This is a genomic window from Rathayibacter iranicus NCPPB 2253 = VKM Ac-1602, from assembly GCF_003149025.1.
Classification (GTDB): Bacteria; Actinomycetota; Actinomycetes; order Actinomycetales; family Microbacteriaceae; genus Rathayibacter; species Rathayibacter iranicus.
The window spans coordinates 1-16,972 of the sequence record NZ_QGDV01000019.1; the positions used below are offsets into that span (position 1 = coordinate 1).

The following is a 16,972-nucleotide window of genomic DNA, read 5'->3' on the forward strand; positions in this document are numbered from 1 at the left end:
GAGCGTCAGCGCGGAGTGCTGCCCGGGTGGCCTCGTCCACCTCGACAGGGTCAGCGTCGTCAGCGCTGTCGAATCGAACGTCGCACTCGAACTCGAACGTGAGCCCCGGCTTATCCGGCGAAACCCCGAGGAACACCCGGTGCTCACCAGACCAGCTTGGCTCGGAGTCCGGGTGGTCGATGCCGAACTCGGACGGGTCCACCCGCACGAACGCGTCCGGTTCGTCGAACCGTACCCACACGTTCCGTTCACGGTCGCTGACCGGTGACTCAGCGAGGGTGGTCCCCCGCTGCATGCCGCCGTTCGACCAGGTGCCGTCCGCCGGCAGGAGCGCCGTGCGGAGCGCACCTTCCGGTTCGGTGTACGGCTTCGCGGCGAAGGTGCCGGCGTGGCCGCGCGGGTGAAGGGTTTCGTCGAAGGGACTCATGACGGTCATGTACGCGGCGACCCTGGCTCCGTGTCCGCTCAGATCGCGCGTGCGTATGCGCAGTGCAGGCTCGCCAGTTCTATGGCAATGCTGATCAATCCGAAGACGGCAGCGGTAGCGTCGGCGAGGCGAGCTGGGGCGGGCATGCTTTCGTGACGCGCGGTGAGAGGCGGACCACGACAGGGTTGCCCCAGGTGATCATGTCGCGGTGCTGCACCATCCGGCCCCAGTCCGGGAGTCATACATGCCGCCGTTGCCGTCGTAGAAGCCGATGTCACCGTCGGGCCAGTACCGTAGGTCGCCGGCCTGAGCCTCGGATATCGGGATCTGTGTGCCCACCCGTGACTGGTTGAAGGCATCCCGAGGCAAGTCGATGCCGAACGCGGCGAGGACGTACCGTGTGTAGCCGTCGCAGTCGAATGAGTCGTTCGGTCGTTGCCGTTCCCGAAGGGGACGACGCCGACGAAGGTGGCCGCGTAGTCGAGGACCGCCTGCCCGGAGTAGGCCTGCACCGAACGTGGCGTGAGCGCGGGCGACTCCGTGGTGATGGTCATCGCGGCGACGCTTCGGCGTCGTCGGTGGTGCGGGAGTCCGCGGCTGCGGCGGTGCTGGCATCGGTCATCGACGCGGGAACCGGGGCCGAGTCGATCACGACGGGTTGCGGGCTGGTGACGCTGATCGCATCGCGAAGGATGACGGGGGCGGACACTGAGGCGGCGATGGCGAGTGTCTGCGCTTCGAAGTGCTCGGTCGTCTCGGCGGCGAATGGAGTGGGAGCGATCTCCGCCGCCTGCGCAGGAACGGCGACGGCGAGCATCAGACCTGCCGCGGCGAGGACAGCTGTCCCGCTCGCGCTCAAAGTCCGGAAAGCGGCGCCCCACGCTGGAGGTGGGACAGGGGTCCAGCGTCCGTCGCGAGCGGAGGTCAGGCCGTGCTTTCCTATGAGGGTCCTTCTGTTGCGGCACGGGTGTCGATCAGTCCCCTGCGGCGGGGAGCGCATGTGCCCGTGACTACTCGAGGATCTCCCAGCCGAGCGCTATTGCCCGCTCACGCAGTTCAGGCGTCGGATAGACGGTGATCGGATGCCCCACTGCTTGGAGAGCGTCGAGATCGGACAGGTGGTCGCCGTAGGAGTAGCTCGCCCCGAGCTCGACCTCTCGGGCGACGGCCCATGCACGGATGGCGTCGCCTTTCCGCTCGTCGAGCATCGGCGCACCGGTCGTTCCGCTCAAAAGACCGTCTCGGGAGACAGCGGGGGTGCAGAAGTGGCCGGCCGCGCCGAGGTGCTCAGCAATCGGTCGGACGAGCCAGTCCGCGGAACCGGAAACGATGACGATGTCCGCACCGTCGGCGCGATGACGGTCGACGACAGCGAGGACGTCGTCGCGGAAGAAGCCGCCCTGGTCGATGGCCTCCGCCGTGAACCGGCGCCCTTCGTCGTACACGTGCGCGACTGGTTCGACGGCGAAGAGGCGGAAGTACGCCTGGTTCTTCTCGAAACGGGTCGCGGTTCTCGCGCGGATGTCCCGCACGCGGCGGGAGTGTCCCTCGACGTCGCGGGTGGGCTGGTATCTGCTGAGGAACGAGTTCATGCCGTTCACGGTCAGCAGGGTGCGGTCCACATCGAAGAACACGGCGTTACGCACGGGTGGTCACCTCGGCGATGAGGTGCCCCTCCTGCCGGAAGACGGTTCGGATGCCGTCCGGGATTCGCGTGCTCTGGACGGCGACGTCGCTGGCGCGCTCGCCGAATCGGTCGCAGTCCAGGGCGAGACCCGACGGGTCGCTCCCGGTCAGCCTGCGGTGCGCAGCGATCCCGGCGTCAACGAGAAGCATTCCGGGGATGTGGTCGACGGGGTGGTCGAAGATGAACGGCGTTCCCGGTTCGTTCCAGCCGAGGAGGGCGCTCAGCCCGTCCTCTGTGATGGTGCCGGCGCGGAGCCGCTCCCCGTCGGTACGCGGGGCGACGCCGCCGGGCGCGGGTGCGGCCCGGCGGAGGCTGCAATAGTCGGTGCGGCTGAGGCACCGGTGCTCGGCGTGCCCGAAACCATGTCGTCCGTCCTCTCCGAGTTCGAAGACGAGCTCCATCCCGGAGGTGAGGCCCTTGCGGGTGGTAACGCCGACGACTGCGACGGTGACGATCGTCTCGAACGGGTCGTACTGGGCGAACACGGGCGGGTTCCCCGGTATCCAGGCGGCGGCGATGCGCTGGATGGTGAATGCCCACTCGAGCGGGACGTCGTAGCCGAGATGGCTCACGGCGAGCCCGGCCTGTCGCACGACTTCGACGGCGAGGACGACGGGGACGCGGCGGGGAACGCCGCCGACGCCGCTGTGGCCGCGGGGGATCTGGACGCCACAACGCCAGATATCCGGGCCCGCTGGGAGGATGGACGTGATCAGCACTTCGGCGTGAGCGCGCTTGTGCACGAGCCGACGGTCGAGGGCAGTGTTCGTTCGCTGCACGCCGAGGAGGGCGTAGGGCATGGTGGTGCGCCAATCGATGGGATGCGAGTCGCGTTGGCGCACGCTCAGATAGTCCGAGATTACTCCAGACGGGCTGTCGCAGTTCCGCCGAGGAGACCGCATAGAGCGGGGAACATCTCGCCCCGCCAAAAGAACCTCATGACAACGAACGCCATCGACAACCCCTCTGCGTCACAGCATCGCGAGCGCGCCTTGCGGCTCGCCGCAGCGATGTTCCTTCAGCACGGGTTCCGTGATACTCCCGACCGTCCAGCGACGACGGACTCGAACCTCCGGTGCCAGCTGGATCAGTTCCCCACGACGTCGTCGCTCGCGATCGCCATCCTGGACGAGGTCTACAACGGCGTCCCGTTCCTCGCCCACAGCAGCTTCCGCGTCCGCGCGACGCCGCTGCAGCACATTGTCATGTGCTGTCGCGCTGTCGTCGCGGCCTTCCAGGAGGATCCTCTCGCGCTCGCGACGCTGCGCATCAAACGCGACCGAGGTCTGATCACCGGCGAGGTGCCGGAGCCGCATGCCCTCTGGGCCGGTCAAATCGAGGACATGCTCGAGCGGGCGACCGAGTGGGAGGAGCTGCCGCCCACCGTGCAGCCGGAACCGGCGGCGCTTCTGCTCGTCACCGCGTTCCACGGCATCACCGAAATCGTGCAGGACCTCGGGATGCCGTCGCGGCAGCACGACCTCGTCGACGAACTGCTGCTGAGCATGCTCGCCCGCTGGGGCGCGGCCGGCCCGTCGGCGCTGATCGCCAGCGCCAAGGAGCGGCTAGACACGCCGCTCTAGCTCTGAACAGGGCGCCCGGGGGCCATACGCGGTGTCATGCCGCGCAGCGGTCGATTCCCGGGCTATCCTCAACGGTCACCGCAGGAAAGGGTCACTCGATGGCATTTGGCAACCGCATCGGCCGCAAGCGTGTGCTGCTCGTCGCCGCCGGGGTATTCGAGAAGCACGGATTCGTCGAAGGCTCGTACACCCTGATGACCGATCTCGGCGGCTTCACCACGAAGGCGATCATCTCTTACTATTTCCCGTCCAAGCTCGAGCTCGCCGCCGCCGTCGTCCGGTCCGTGTACGAGGACCGCCCCTTCATCCCCGGAGGCATGGACGGGCATCCCACCACCGGCATCCGCTCCATCGTGACGTCCTGCTTCCTGGTGGCGCTGGCCATGCGCGACGATGTGACCGTGCGCGCGGCGAAGCGGCTGGAGCAGGAGGTGAGCTTCGCCGCTCACGGCATCGACATGCCACCGCCGTTCGTCGGCTGGCTCGCCGTCATCGAGGCCGCCCTTCACGACGCTGTGGCCGCTGGGGAGGTCGACACCGACGTGGACCCTTCAGTTGAAGCGTGGACCATCGTGGCGTCGTTCAATGGCGTGCAGCAGGTGTCCGGGTTCACGGCAGGATCCCGGGACCTCGTCGATCGGGTGCACGCGTGGTTGCGGCGGGCGCTCCCGGCGCTCGGTGTCGCTGACACGGCCCTCCTGCCGGAGATGCGCGTCCTTGCCGAGCGTGCCTGGCAGGAGCATCAGGACCGCAAGCTCGGCCCAGCCGCCTGAAACCAGACGCTCGTCACGTGCGAGAGTCCCTTGCGGTTGAGCACGCCGAACACCGCCCGAAGCTCCGGTGTTGGCTCACCAGCGGGGGCGCCGGCCGCATGCACGGCGAAGACGGTCGCCGCGTTTGTCTGGTCAGCGGCGGTTGCGTGCTGCAGCATCTCGGTGCTCCTCAGTGCGTGCGAAGCGGGCGTGGTGGAAACGCAGCCCGGTGACCGAGGTTCACCAGCCGGAGGCCGGTTCTCGGGAGAGCAGGTGCCAGCAGGGCTCGGGCACTCGGGTATTGCCGACGGCGTCGACGTCCACCGCGGTGATGTCGAGGACGTCCGCGTGCGCGAGCGCTTCGGTGTAGACCTGCCCGCCGCAGATGGCCCACACATCCCCGGTCGAGAACGTCACCGCTTCGGTGAGGCTGTGCGCGGTTCTCGCGCGGCGGAACACCGCGCCGGGCGCGCGGGACAGCACGATGTTCGATCGGGCCGGGAGCGGGCGTACAGCATCCGGCAGCGACTCCCATGTGCGGCGGCCCATGCTGACGGTCGCCCTGTCGGTGACCTGGCGGAAGTGGGCGAGGTCTTCCGGAAGGTGCGGCATCGTCCCATCGACGCCGATGATGCCGGTGCGGTCCTGCGCCCAGATGATTCCGAGCATGCTTACGCAGCCACGGCGGCGCGAATGGCCGGGGTGCCGTTCGTACCCGGTGACGTAGAAGTCTTCGAGGGTGTAGTCGTGCCGGTGCCGGTCCGGTCGCCGCCGTGCTGGCCAGTTTCGAGGACGGGGGCTAGGAGAGCCTCGCACGGAGGTCGAGCGGCGGTCCGCGGGGGTGTCTCCTGTGCGGCGCTGGGAGTCGCGGCAGGGGCGGGGGCCGGTGCCACTGCGAGCACGAGCCAGGGTCGAGCGCTCGGGATGCCGAGCCGTTCCAGCACGAGGTCGGCGCTGACGAGCACAGCCACCGCGAGGGCGATCAGCCCCGCGAGCTGGACCACGGTCGCGATGACGAGCAGGACGAAGGCGACCGCGTAGTCAAACCGCCCGAAGCTCACGTCCATCGCCCGGCTGAGCGCTGGGACGGCGAGGGCGGCGGCGAGGAAGAGCCAGCCGGCGGCAAGGGAGACCAGGAGGCGTCCGGGGCGGTAAAGGGTGTTCACGGCCGGTCTATGCGCGGCCCGGCGGCGGGCTACCCGGAAGGTGTCTCGGACGTCGGCATGACACCTCCGGCAGGGCTCACGGCCGGGACGATCCACGCTCACGAAATACCCTGCGGCGTGGAGCGGGTAGGGCGAAAGTTGCCCGAAAAATCTTCGTGAGTGCGCCTCAGCTACCGTGACGGTCGGCGAACCGCCCGCTGAGGGCCGCGAAGGCATGTCACATGGCGACTTGACGACGTAAATGCATGTTGACTTGGGGTTTCTTCGGCGGCATCAAGTCGTGTGATCTGCCATCAAGGTCCACCTGGACACGGAAACTACACCCTAACCTGGGGTTTTGTATAATTCGGGCCGATTGTCAAGCAGATCCAGCGGGGAAGGTATTAGAGGGAGGGTGGAGAATATTTGAGGAGGGGAGGGGTATCAGAACACCTATATCTTCTTCTTTATATGAACTATCTAACTACTTTACTTACTTAACAAGGCCCTACTCCCCTACTCCCCGTCGGGATGCACGTGTCAAGTTGGTACTTGACATCGTTTGACACCGCTTGAGAATCAGGCCCGATCCCCGGTTTCGCACCGCCGACGGTGGACGAAACCATCCCAACGCAACACTCGCTCCTGTTTATGGTCTCTTTCGGCCTGCGAGTCCGGGTCTACCCGAGAGCCGGATCAGAGCCAGTTCCGACTGCGCAGGGTCGAGTTATTGCGAATCCTTCTCATAGGGCGACCCAGCCGAGCCGACGACACTGGTGGAGACATATACCGCTTCCGGCCGACCAGGATCAATACCTCAGTCCTCACCTGCTTGGCATTGCGGTCGTAGCCCAACTGCCGATAGGCATCGGCGTGTCAAGTTGTCGCTTGACATCGCTTCGCACCCGCGAGAGCGTCCGCCCGCCCAGACTCCGCCCATATCGACCGTCATGGACCCCCACACCTCTGAAACCCGCCCGCCCTTACCCCTCCTGCTGGCGGTCTACCTCGACCGCTCCCGAACCGCCACGTCCAAGGTCGCGCGGGCCATCTCCCTGCGGCGGTCGACGCCTTCCTCGCGAGCGTGCCGAAGACCGCCCGGCGCCGAGTTTTCCGCGACGGAGCGACGGTCGCCAGCGACGCATGGACATCTCATCCGGCTGCCGTCCAGGGCTTTCGCCGCTTCGTCCGCGCGGCGTCATTGCTGGACTCGAGCCCGTGACGCACGTCACTTCCAGGCGCCTGCGATCGCTCCACCCCAATACCGAGACGGCCGATCTCGAAGGTACGGACGCCGCCGGACTCCGCATCAATCCAGTAGAGGACATCTCCTCTCCCGCGCCCGCATAGACCGCGGATGACCAGCACCCCAGAACCCGACACCTTGTCCGAGGCGGAGTTCGACGCTCTCATCCCCAGCGCTACGCCCCTCGGCGCGGCATGCCGCGTCAGCATCAGGGGAAAGTCACCTACATGAAAATCCTCACCGCGGCTCGGGAGATCATCGCGGAGCAGGGTCGGGACCGGTTCACCACCGGCGACATCACCGTCCGCGCAGGCGTGTCCATCGGCACCTGCTACCGGCACTTCCCCGATCGCGCCGCTCTCCTCGAGGTGCTGCTCACCAGCTCTCCGTGCCTCGAACAGGCCGAGCAGGATGCGCTTACCGCCGCGGTTCGCCTGGGGCCGGTCAACGACCCCGAAGTCCGCCCAATGCAACGCCCTCCTCGTCGACCTCCACCGCCGCAACCTGGCGATGCAGGAGGTGAGACACACCACCGCCGCCTAGCGTCACCGCTCACCACCGGGAGGCGGACCGCGCATAGTGAATCCGAGACAACAGACGTTTCCCCCACTTCCAAGGAGAGCCCGTGATCGCCACCCCCGCCGACTACCGCGACGCCGTTCAGACCGCCCTCACCGCCGCGACCTCGTACTACGACGGCCCCGACTCTCTCCTCTCCGACGCCGACTACGACCAACTGCTTGACACGATCGCTGCCTTCGAGGACGAGCACCCCTCCGAGCGCGTCGAGCACCAGCTGTTCACGGCCGTGTCCGCCAGCACGAGCGGGGGCGGCGATGTCACCCACGCCACCCCGATGCTCTCCCTCGACAAGGCGAACACCCTCGAAGAGCTCAGCGCCTTCCTCGCCAAGGTGCCCGCTGGAACCGCGCTCAGCGTCGAACCGAAGCTCGACGGCATGGCCGTCTCCGTCACCTACTTCGGCGGCGTCCTCACCCGAGTCGCCACCCGCGGCGACGGGGTCACCGGCGAGGACATCACCGACCGCGTCCTCGCGATCGCGGCCGCCGGGCTCCCCCAGCACATCGACGCGCCCGCGGAGCTGTTCGAGGTCCGCGGCGAACTGGTCATGAGCCGGGACGACTTCACCTACTCGAACACGACTCGCGTCGCCGCAGGCAAGCCCGCCTTCGCAAACCCGCGCAACGCCACAGCCGGGAGCGTGCGGAAATCCTCCCTCGACTACGACGTGCGCCTGAGCTTCGTGCTCTACGACTCCACGCCCGCCGCGCCCGCGGACGCACTCACCGACCTCGGCTTCACCCACTCGGCGCTCCTGCTCCCGGCGACCGACGACGTCCTCGCCCAGGTCGCCGAGTTCGCAGAACTCCGCACGAGCACCGACTTCGCGTTCCCCACCGACGGCATCGTCATCAAGGTCATCGACCTCGCCGCCCGCCAGACCCTCGGCAACACCTCCCGCGCGCCGCGCTGGGCCATGGCATACAAGTACGCCGCCGACCGCGCCGTCACCACCCTCCGGGCCATCGAAGTCGGCGTCGGCCGCACCGGGAACATCAGCTACACCGCCCTCCTCGAGCCCGTCCTCGTCGACGGGTCCACTGTGGCGCGCGCGACGCTGCACAACCCGAAGTTCATCGCCGACCGTGACATCCGCGTCGGCGACCGCGTCTCGGTGCACAAGGCGAACGACATCATCCCCCGAGTGGAGCTGTCCTTCCCCGAGCACCGCGACCACACCTCCATCCCCTACGAGCCGTCGACCGTCTGCCCCATCTCCGGGACGGAGCTGGACCGCAGCGGTGAGATCTGGCGCTCCACCGCACCGGAGGCAAGCCTCGGCGCGCTCATTGCGTACGCCGCCTCCCGCGACGCCCTTGATATCGACGGTCTCGGCACGGAGGTCGCGGACGCTCTCATCGAATCGAATCGTGTCAGCGACCTCGCTGACCTCTTCACCCTCACCGTCACCAACCTCGCCACCCTGAACCTCAACGCCGGGTCCACCGACGTCACGCCGCGTCTGCTCGGGGAGAGGAACGCCGCCAAGATCCATGCGAACATTCAGGCGGCGAAGACACAGCCCCTCAACCGGTTCATCACCGCCCTCGGCATCCGCAAGTCCGGCCGCACCTTCGGCCGCCGACTCGCGAACCACTTCCACACCTTCAACGCCCTCCTCGCCACCGACGAGGCCGGCTTCCTCGCATCCGGTGTCGAAGGCATCGGCCCCGAACGCGCTCGCCTGTTCGCCGAGGGTTTCCAGGCTGCCCTCCCCGTCATCGAGAAACTCCGCGCCGCCGGTGCCACGATGGGCGAGACGCCGGTCGCGGGCACCACAGCGGACAAGCCCCTCGACGGGATGAAGGTCGTCGTGTCCGGCGCGATGTCTGGCACTCTCGCCTCCCTGTCCCGCAACGAGGTGAACGAGCTCATCGAGAGCCTCGGCGGAGCGTCCTCCAGCTCAGTGTCGAAGGCGACGAGCCTGCTCGTCTCCTCAGAGGTGGGCACATCGAAGGCGACCAAAGCGACCGCCCTGGGCGTTCCGATCCTCACGCCGGAGGAGTTCGCGGCGATGATTGGACGCTGAGAGCACACCTCCCCGACGGGGCGCATAGGCGGGTCCTGAAGGGCATATCACCGCTGTCGAAACCGGGAGCACGTTCCAGGATGCCGAGCGGATCATCGCGTCAGCGCTGCAGGCCGCGCAGTGCGGCCGGTGGCCGTTGCCGACGCTCGACCGCGTCGTCGTGCCCTCGTCGGACTAGCTCACGGTCCAGCCTTCTGGGAGCCGCACGGGGCGGCCGGTGGCGCTGGAGAGGTAGACGAACTGTTCGCCGTCGATACCGTCTCCGTAGTCGACGGCGATGTTCTCGGAGTCGACGTAGCCGGCTTCTAACTCGGTGTAGCTCCACCGCTCACCTCGGTCAACGACGATGACCTGGGTCTCCTGACCCGTCACCGGATCGCGGAGCTCGGCGGCGGTGTCCTCGTCGGGATTTCCCGGCGTGACAATGAGGCGCGGGTACTCGGCGTCGCGGACCTGCTTCTGCATGCCGGTCCACGCGTGCCACGCGGCGACCGGTGACGTCTGCAGGAGGTTCTGGAACGCCGACTCCAACGCCACCCGCGCCGCTCGGACATCGTGGACCATCGGTGCGGGTTCGGCGGCCGCGTCCACGGCGGGGGTGAGGGAGGCTTCCGGCGCCGAGTGGGCGTGGGCGGCGAAGCTGCCGGCGTTCTGCGGCTGACCGCGGGTGACCCGTGATTCGTCGAAGGTGCTCATGCCGGTCATGTACGCGGTGCATCCGCATACGTTCAAGCGCATAGAGCGTCGGTGACCCACTCCAAGACGTTTCCGCTCGCACCGTTGACACCTGAGCTGCGACGCCCTCGCGACGCTCAAGCGCGTCGGCTGCGCCGGCACCGGAGGACCCGACGGCGCATCACCAGCTACGCGAGCTTCATCGCGATCGTGACTGTCCTCGCGCTGCCCATCGGGCAGTTCGCAGTCCGAACCGTCTTCATCCCGTCCGAGTCGATGGCGGACACCCTCGCCGTCGGGGACCTCGTCATCGTAAACCGTCTCCCGAGCTACGCGACCGAACTCAAGCGGGGCGACATCGTCGTGTTCTCCGACCGCAACGACTGGCTCGGAACCGCGGACGGCGGCGAGACGCACCTGGTGAAACGCGTCATCGGTCTGCCCGGCGACCATGTCAGCTACACCGTCGGTGGCGAGCACCTCCTCGTCAACGGCGAGCCCATCGACGAGGCCTACATCGCCGGTGGCAGCCTCCCATCACGGACCGCGTTCGACGTAGTCGTGCCGGAGTGCAGCCTCTGGGTGCTCGGCGATAACCGGGACAACTCCGCTGACTCGCGCGCCTACGTTGACGGCCCGGGGAGCGGTTTCGTGCCCATGAGCGACGTCCTCGGCACCGCAGTCGCGATGGTCTGGCCGGTTCCGCGCTTCGGGCTGCTGCACGACTATCGGGACGCGTTCGCGGACGTGCCCGACGCCCGCTGAGTACCTGCCGCTTCGTGAGCGCATAGACGAGAGCATGAACCCGAAACTCATCGTCCCGCACCTGACCGCGCCCGTCCTCCGCGCCGCTCTCGCGCAGGTGATGCCGCCGCGGCCCGAAGTCGCTCTGCGGACGACCCTGAGCGAGCAGGTCGCTGCGTTCTTCCGCCCGTGACGACCGACCGCGCCTAACGGTCACAGGACCACCAGCACAGCCCTCGCCTGCCAGTCCCCCTCGGACATCGACACCGCCCTCTCAGCCCTCTACGACGACGGCTTCACCGCCACAACGACGCTCGGACAGCTGCAGCGTCAGCAGGCACAGATCGCGTCCTTCATCACGAAAGCCGCCACCGGAGTTCTGGGCAACTCGTCCTGCCATCTGGCGGACGTCGACGCCTTCGAGCCTAGGCTCGTACGAAGCTCGATGAGGAGCGCGTCCGCGCAGCCACTACGAGGCCGAGTTCACCCGCCGTGGCGGCTGGACCCGCGCGTTCCTCGTCCGCAACACGAACGGGCACGTGCACGCCACCCGCTCCTGCACTACCTGCTTCGCGGACACGGACTTCGCGTGGCTGACCGAGTACTTCGGCAAGCCCGATGAGACTGTCGTCGGCGACGCAGGCGAGGCCGCCTGCACCGTCTGCTACCTGACCGCGCCGGTGGAAATCCTCCGACACCCGTGCGTCATGGAACCCGCGGACCGTCGGGCCGCCCGTCTCGCCCGGGAAACAAAATCCGCTGCAAAGGCCGTGATTCTCAATCAGGTTTGTCAAGCCAGCGGGGGGATCGGTGCGGCCCACGTCCAGAACCACTGCGGTGAAGCCGTGCGCATCATGTACCGCCAAGACGAAGGAGCGTCGCGAACGAGAGTGGGAAGTACTTCGGCGGGAGTAGAAGCAGGAGCGCGATGAACGCGATGCGTGGATCCGCTCCGAGCTCGAGAAGGGGCGTTCCCCTAGTGACCTCTACGCCGAGCTGGTTGGAAAGTATGAGACCAACGGGCCTCTTCCCATGCTTCAGCAACTCGAAGCCGAGATCCGCGGTGCCGCTCACTCGGCTGAGTGACCATTCGTGCTGGCTCGATGTGCCAAGCATCTGACCCGTAGCCTCCGAGTCTAGTTCGGCCGATCTGCGACTGTTGGCGCCGGCCCGACGCCGCGGCCGGCTGCGAAGTTGAGTCATGTGAGCGCCCGCGCGAGAACCCTGTGCAGTACCGCAGGCCGTGCTCGACGCGGGAGCAGAACTCTGCCATGCGAACGCTCGGCCGTGGGGTGGAGATGGGTGTGTGCTGCGTACGCCGACTCGTGAGAGATCAATCGTGCCAAGCATCGGTCGGCGGCGCGGCTCGCTTGGCGTCCGGGCGACGTGAGAACACGATCTGACGGGGGTCTGCGGTGCGTCCGGCCGCGGACGATGGCGGAGGTCGCTGACATGATGACCGAGTGTTGATCGCTTACGTGGACGAGTCCTATACCCAGGACTTCTACTTCATCGGCGCTGCCGTGACGACGCAGGAGAAGTGGGAGCAGCTCGAGCAGGGCTACGCCGCCCTTCGGGAGCAGATCGCCGCGGACCACGGGGTCCCGGCCGATGTCGAGTTCCACGGGCACGAGCTGATGGGTGGCGCCGGCGAGTGGGCTCCTCTGCGGGGGAAGCATCGCGAGGCGGCCGGAATATATGCGGCCGCGCTGCGCGTCGCGCAGGAGGCCGAAGTCCGCTACCTGTTCCGTGGGGTGGACGTGAAGCGTCTGAACGCTCGGTACCGGTACCCGGAGCAGCCGCACAAGATCGTGCTGCAGCACCTGCTCGAGCGGGTGAACGAGTACCGCCGTAACGTCTTCTCCTTCCATACCGAGGAGGTGATCGTCGTCGCCGACGAGATCGCGACGCAGGAGGAACACCGGCGGCAGTTCGAGAGCTACCGGTTGCTGGGCACGCCGGGCTACCTGACGAGCCGCCTTGACCTGATTTCATCCCCGATCCAGTTCGCGTCCTCGAGGAACGCCGCCGGGGTGCAGGCGGCCGACCTCGCGGTCTACCTGCATCGACGCCGCCAGACGGTAACAGAGACGCACCCGAAGTCCGCGGCGACGATGGCGCGGTTGAGCGGCCTGGTCGCCGCGTCGACGTCACACGACCGGATCTGGACGCCTTAAAAACTAAGACCCCACCGAGGCGGGGTCTTAGGCTGGCAACGTTCCGGGAACCGGCCCGTTGTGACGATCACGATACACGCGGATCCTGGACGAGTCACGACGTCACGGGCGCCGCCATTCGATGAGGATCGTGTCGCGCCAGCGGCCGGCCGCTGGCGCGTACGTCATCTGCGCGATGCGTTCGCGAGTGCCCACGCGGCGGAATCCGGCGTGGTCGTGGAGGGCAAGGCTGGGGGTGCTCTCGGGGAAGATGCTCGCCTGAATCGTCCACAGGTCCGCATCGTTTGCTGCGCTGATGAGCGCGGCGAGCAGCATCGAACCGATGCCGCGGCCTCATGCGGCGGTGGCGATGTAGACGGAGTGCTCGACCACGCCCCGATAGGCCGGCCGGGTCGAGACCTTCGACAACGCGCCCCAGCCGAGAGATCTGTTCTCCGTCGACGAGGTGGCGTGACCGGTCGAAATCCCCTCTTCGCGCCGGCACTCGATTCCCTCGCGGGGATGCTCACCCGCGCCTGATCAGGCGGCAGTGACTCTCGCGGCGAGTGCGTCGACGCGCGCGGCGAGCTCGTCATAGGCGGCATCGAACGCGGAGTCCGAGCCGGCAGGTACGGGGTCGGGGATCGACCAGTGCAGCGCGTCCGAGCCCAGTTCCTCATGGGCGGCATCGCAGACCGTGATCACGAGGTCGGTGTCGGCCGCGACGTCCGCGAATTGCTGCGGAGCCCTTTCCGTCAGCGTCAGGCCGTGCCGCTCGGCAGTCGCGATCGCGCCAGCCGCGATCGCCGCGGCGGGGTGCGTGCCGGCGGACGCCACGGGGATGGGGCTGCGCTGCGCCCAGAGCTGGGCGGCGAGCTGGGAGCGGGCGGAGTTCGCGGTGCACACGAACAGCACCCGCCGCGCGGCCGCTGTGGTCGAGGGGCCGAGCTGGTCGAACGCTTCGGGGACCAGATGGACGTAGCTGCGGCGCCGGTCCGCTTCGGAGCGGCGCCGGAGGATCATGCCCTCGCGCTCGAGGACGGCGAGGTGGTGCGCGACGAGATTCGAGGGCATCCCGAGCCGGTCCTGCAACTCCCGCGGCGCAAGGTCACCAAGGGTGAGCAGGTCGGTGATCCGCAGGCGCGCGGGGTCGCTGAGGGCCGCGTGCCGGGCGGCGCGCGCTTCCAATTCGGTTCGCTCGGTGTTCATTGACTCAATCTTGACTGAGTGATCGTGAGCGGTCAAGATGGCCGACGACATGGACACCACTTCCCCTCCTCCGCTCGCTCGTCGGGCCGTGGCCGAGTTCCTCGGCACGGGCCTGCTCGTGGCGATCGTCGTCGGCTCCGGCATCGCCGCCCAGTCGCTCTCTCCGGACGACGTCGGCCTGCAACTGCTGGAGAACTCCCTCGCGACAGCTCTGGGACTGGCGGTGCTGATCCTCGTCTTCGGGCCGGTGTCGGGGGCGCACTTCAACCCGCTCGTGTCCGCCGTCGACGCTCTCCTCGGTCGTCGCGACCGCACCGGCCTGTCCGGGCGGGAGCTGGCGGTGTTCGTGGGCGCTCAGCTGCTCGGCGGCATCGGCGGCGCGGTCCTCGCGAACGCGATGTTCGAGGTTCCGACGGCTATCGCGACGACCGAGCGCGTCACCGCCGGGCACCTACTCGGGGAGGTCGTCGCCACCGCGGGCCTGGTCCTCGTGATCCTCTCCCTCGCCAGCACGAACCGCGGCCCGCTCGCGGCGGCCGCGGTCGGCGCGTACATCGGTGCGGCGTATTGGTTCACGTCATCGACCTCGTTCGCGAACCCCGCCGTGACCCTCGGCCGCGTCTTCACAGACACTTTCGCCGGCATCGCCCCCACCTCCGTCCTGCCCTTCATCGCCGCACAGCTCATCGGCGCCGCGATCGGCGTCGGCATAGCCGTGTTTCTCTTCCCGGGCGTCGCCCGGGCGGCCGGGAGCCTCGTGATCCCGGCCACCTCGACCTCCTCGCACGTCTGATCCGAAAGGCCCATCTGATGCATCTCGTCGCCATCGGCGGCAGCGACGCGGGGATCTCCGCCGCGCTGCGCGCCCGCGAGCTCGACCCGTCCGTCGACGTGACCGTCGTCGTCGCCGATTCGTACCCGAACTTCTCGATCTGCGGGATCCCGTACTACTTCTCCCGCGAGGTGCAGCCGTGGCAGTCGCTCGCGCACCGCACCCACGCCGACCTCGAAGCCACCGGCATGACCCTGCGCCTGGACACCTTCGCAACCGACATCGACGTCGCCGGACAGCAGCTCACCGTCCGCACCCCCGACGGCTCGCTCGACCGGATCGGGTACGACGAACTGATCGTCGGCACCGGCGCCCTCGCCTCCTCCGCCGGCATCGCCGGCGTGGACGAACTGGGGCCGGAGGACGGAGTGCACGTGCTGCACTCGATGGGCGACACCTTCGCGCTCGAGCGGTTCCTCGACAGCCGCGACCCGCAGACCGCGATCATCGTCGGCGCCGGCTACGTCGGCCTCGAGATGGCCGAAGCCCTCACCGTCCGCGGCCTCCGCGTCACGCAGCTGCAGCGCGGCCCCGAAGTGCTCTCCACCCTCGACCCCGAACTCGGCGCCCTCGTCCACACCGAACTCGACCAGCACGGCGTCAAAGTGCTCACCCGCACGACTGTCGCCTCGATCGAGAAGACCGCGACCGGCCTCGCCGTGCACGCCGACCACAACGGCACGCCCCTGACCCGCACCGCTGACGTCGTGCTCCTCGTGGTCGGCGTGAAGCCCAACACCGACCTGCTCGCCCGCGCCGGAGCGTCCCTCGGCGCCGGCCGCGCCGTCGTCGTCGACGAGGCGATGCGCACCGGCCTCCCGCACGTTTTCGCCGCGGGCGACGGAGTGACCACGCACCACCGCCTGCTCGGCACCACCTACCTGCCGCTGGGCACCACCGCGCACAAGCAGGGCCGCGTCGCGGGCGAGAACGCCCTCGGCGGCACCGCTCGCTTCGCGGGCTCCGTCGGCACCCAGGTCGTGAAGGTCTTCGACCTCGTCGCATCCCGCACCGGCCTCCGCGAGCACGAAGCCCTCGCCGCAGGCTTCGCGCCAGTGACGACGACCGCGGTCGCGGACGACCACAAGCGCTACTACCCGGCCGCGCAGCCGATCACGATCCGCATCACCGGCGACACCCGCGACGGGCGCCTGCTCGGCGCGGAGCTCGTCGGACGCCTGGGCACCGAGACCGCCAAGCGCGTCGACACCTACGCGACCGCCCTGTTCGCCGGACTCACCGTCGAGCAGGTCTCGGACCTGGACCTCTCCTACACACCCCCGCTCGGCTCCCCATGGGACGCCGTGCAGATCGCCACCCAGACCTGGACCCGCACCACCACCGGAAGCAGCATCCCCGCATGACTCAGAAGCCCACCGTCCTCTTCCTCTGCCAGCACAACGCCGGCCGCTCCCAACTCGGCGCAGGCCTGCTCGAAGTCCTCGCCAGCGACCGCTACACCGCCACCTCCGCCGGCCTCTCCCCCGCCGACACCGTGAACCCCGCGATCGCCGCGACCGTCGCCGAGCTCGGCCTCGACATCAGCGACCGCACCCCCCGCGCAGTCACCGTCGAGGACCTCGAGAACGCGGACATCGTGATCGCCATGAAGCCGGGCCTCGCCCTCCCTGCGACGCCCTCCGGCCGGTTCCTGGAATGGAAGTTCCCCGACCCGACCGACTGGAGCGCCGAGAACGTCCGCCCCCTCCGAGAGGCGGTCGCCGAACGGATCCAAGCCAAGCTCCTCACCTAGCCGAGTCAGGCGGCCGCGAGGGCGATGGCGGGTCTGCTCCTCGATCGCGAACCTGGACCGCTCTGCAGAAGCGGGGGATGAGATCGACCGGCTCTGTCGGGGTGGGGTTGTAGGTGGTCTGATCGCGGAAGATCGCCCAGATGACGTTGATG

At 68.1% G+C, this 16,972-nt stretch carries 21 protein-coding genes and 1 pseudogene; 10 read left to right on the forward strand and 12 right to left on the reverse strand.

Annotated features, from left to right (window positions below):
• The 5 genes from B0H03_RS14355 to B0H03_RS14375 all read right to left on the reverse strand — a co-directional run.
• Nucleotides 1-427, reverse strand: a 427-nt coding sequence (locus B0H03_RS14355; protein WP_133248948.1) for a hypothetical protein, incomplete at its 3' end; no start/stop codon positions are given.
• 198 nt (nucleotides 428-625) lie between these two features.
• Entirely contained in the window at nucleotides 626-1,042 is a 417-nt protein-coding gene (locus tag B0H03_RS17545; RefSeq protein ID WP_104354143.1) for a C40 family peptidase, read from the reverse strand.
• On the reverse strand, nucleotides 978-1,286 hold the full coding sequence (locus tag B0H03_RS16290; protein ID WP_146083976.1) for a hypothetical protein: 309 nt from the start codon (nucleotides 1,284-1,286) through the stop codon (nucleotides 978-980). Before B0H03_RS16290 ends, B0H03_RS17545 begins: the two co-directional genes overlap by 65 nt.
• 151 nt (nucleotides 1,287-1,437) lie before the next feature.
• A complete protein-coding gene (locus B0H03_RS14370; protein ID WP_104354141.1) occupies nucleotides 1,438-2,073 on the reverse strand; it encodes an HAD family hydrolase in 636 nt (211 codons plus the stop codon).
• Complete coding sequence (locus B0H03_RS14375) at nucleotides 2,066-2,956, reverse strand: AfsA-related hotdog domain-containing protein (protein ID WP_160487400.1); 891 nt, start codon at nucleotides 2,954-2,956, stop codon at nucleotides 2,066-2,068. The genes B0H03_RS14370 and B0H03_RS14375 overlap by 8 nt, the downstream gene beginning before the upstream one ends.
• Nucleotides 2,957-3,052: 96 nt before the next feature.
• On the opposite strand from B0H03_RS14375, the gene B0H03_RS14380 reads away from it, so the two are divergent.
• Nucleotides 3,053-3,697 carry a hypothetical protein gene (locus B0H03_RS14380; protein WP_104354139.1) on the forward strand — a complete coding sequence of 215 codons (645 nt, stop codon included), beginning with the start codon at nucleotides 3,053-3,055 and terminating at the stop codon, nucleotides 3,695-3,697.
• A gap of 98 nt (nucleotides 3,698-3,795) precedes the next feature.
• The gene (locus B0H03_RS14385) at nucleotides 3,796-4,470 is read left to right on the forward strand and encodes a TetR/AcrR family transcriptional regulator (protein WP_104354138.1); all 675 of its coding nucleotides are present in this window, start codon (nucleotides 3,796-3,798) and stop codon (nucleotides 4,468-4,470) included.
• Here B0H03_RS14385 and B0H03_RS14390 read toward each other — a convergent pair.
• The 3 genes from B0H03_RS14390 to B0H03_RS14400 all read right to left on the reverse strand — a co-directional run bounded on the left by B0H03_RS14390 (nucleotide 4,440) and on the right by B0H03_RS14400 (nucleotide 5,615).
• A complete protein-coding gene (locus tag B0H03_RS14390; RefSeq protein ID WP_104354137.1) occupies nucleotides 4,440-4,628 on the reverse strand; it encodes a hypothetical protein in 189 nt (62 codons plus the stop codon). The two genes, B0H03_RS14385 and B0H03_RS14390, sit on opposite strands and share 31 nt — an antisense overlap.
• Nucleotides 4,629-4,689: 61 nt before the next feature.
• Entirely contained in the window at nucleotides 4,690-5,118 is a 429-nt protein-coding gene (locus B0H03_RS14395; protein WP_104354136.1) for a dihydrofolate reductase, read from the reverse strand.
• Nucleotides 5,119-5,120: 2 nt separating this feature from the next.
• A complete protein-coding gene (locus B0H03_RS14400) occupies nucleotides 5,121-5,615 on the reverse strand; it encodes a hypothetical protein (RefSeq protein WP_104354135.1) in 495 nt (164 codons plus the stop codon).
• Nucleotides 5,616-7,067: 1,452 nt separating this feature from the next.
• Between B0H03_RS14400 and B0H03_RS17550 the strand changes: the two genes are divergently transcribed.
• Nucleotides 7,068-7,469, forward strand: a complete 402-nt coding sequence (locus B0H03_RS17550) for a helix-turn-helix domain-containing protein (RefSeq protein ID WP_202130215.1) — start codon at nucleotides 7,068-7,070, stop codon at nucleotides 7,467-7,469.
• Complete coding sequence (gene ligA, locus B0H03_RS14410) at nucleotides 7,466-9,451, forward strand: NAD-dependent DNA ligase LigA (protein ID WP_104354133.1); 1,986 nt, start codon at nucleotides 7,466-7,468, stop codon at nucleotides 9,449-9,451. The genes B0H03_RS17550 and ligA overlap by 4 nt, the downstream gene beginning before the upstream one ends.
• A 174-nt stretch (nucleotides 9,452-9,625) precedes the next feature.
• On the opposite strand, the gene B0H03_RS14415 is transcribed toward ligA, so the two are convergent.
• Nucleotides 9,626-10,147 carry a hypothetical protein gene (locus B0H03_RS14415; RefSeq protein WP_133248950.1) on the reverse strand — a complete coding sequence of 174 codons (522 nt, stop codon included), beginning with the start codon at nucleotides 10,145-10,147 and terminating at the stop codon, nucleotides 9,626-9,628.
• A gap of 51 nt (nucleotides 10,148-10,198) precedes the next feature.
• On the opposite strand from B0H03_RS14415, the gene lepB reads away from it, so the two are divergent.
• Entirely contained in the window at nucleotides 10,199-10,891 is a 693-nt protein-coding gene (lepB, locus tag B0H03_RS14420; protein WP_104354131.1) for a signal peptidase I, read from the forward strand.
• 34 nt (nucleotides 10,892-10,925) lie between these two features.
• Nucleotides 10,926-11,063, forward strand: a complete 138-nt coding sequence (locus B0H03_RS16715; protein ID WP_160487401.1) for a hypothetical protein — start codon at nucleotides 10,926-10,928, stop codon at nucleotides 11,061-11,063.
• Nucleotides 11,064-11,722: 659 nt separating this feature from the next.
• On the opposite strand, the gene B0H03_RS14425 is transcribed toward B0H03_RS16715, so the two are convergent.
• Nucleotides 11,723-11,944: a hypothetical protein gene (locus B0H03_RS14425; protein ID WP_104354130.1), complete on the reverse strand. Its 222-nt coding sequence runs from the start codon at nucleotides 11,942-11,944 to the stop codon at nucleotides 11,723-11,725.
• Between the two features lie 389 nt (nucleotides 11,945-12,333).
• Between B0H03_RS14425 and B0H03_RS14430 the strand changes: the two genes are divergently transcribed.
• Nucleotides 12,334-13,047 carry a DUF3800 domain-containing protein gene (locus B0H03_RS14430; protein ID WP_160487402.1) on the forward strand — a complete coding sequence of 238 codons (714 nt, stop codon included), beginning with the start codon at nucleotides 12,334-12,336 and terminating at the stop codon, nucleotides 13,045-13,047.
• A gap of 102 nt (nucleotides 13,048-13,149) precedes the next feature.
• Here the strand turns inward: B0H03_RS14430 and B0H03_RS17555 are convergent.
• Nucleotides 13,150-13,512, reverse strand: a pseudogene (locus B0H03_RS17555) (N-acetyltransferase family protein).
• Nucleotides 13,513-13,566: 54 nt separating this feature from the next.
• Nucleotides 13,567-14,235 (reverse strand): arsenate reductase/protein-tyrosine-phosphatase family protein, encoded by a 669-nt coding sequence (locus B0H03_RS14440; RefSeq protein WP_104354145.1) that lies wholly within the window; start codon nucleotides 14,233-14,235, stop codon nucleotides 13,567-13,569.
• A 49-nt stretch (nucleotides 14,236-14,284) separates the two neighbouring features.
• Here B0H03_RS14440 and B0H03_RS14445 point away from each other — a divergent pair, with 49 nt between their 5' ends.
• From B0H03_RS14445 to B0H03_RS14455, 3 genes are read left to right on the forward strand one after another with little or no spacing between them, the layout of a single operon-like run.
• Complete coding sequence (locus B0H03_RS14445) at nucleotides 14,285-15,028, forward strand: aquaporin (RefSeq protein WP_104354129.1); 744 nt, start codon at nucleotides 14,285-14,287, stop codon at nucleotides 15,026-15,028.
• 17 nt (nucleotides 15,029-15,045) lie between these two features.
• Complete coding sequence (locus tag B0H03_RS14450) at nucleotides 15,046-16,431, forward strand: FAD-dependent oxidoreductase (RefSeq protein ID WP_104354128.1); 1,386 nt, start codon at nucleotides 15,046-15,048, stop codon at nucleotides 16,429-16,431.
• Nucleotides 16,428-16,820, forward strand: coding sequence for an arsenate-mycothiol transferase ArsC (locus B0H03_RS14455; protein ID WP_104354127.1), 393 nt, complete (start codon nucleotides 16,428-16,430; stop codon nucleotides 16,818-16,820). Before B0H03_RS14450 ends, B0H03_RS14455 begins: the two co-directional genes overlap by 4 nt.
• The last annotated feature ends 152 nt before the right edge of the window (nucleotides 16,821-16,972 follow it).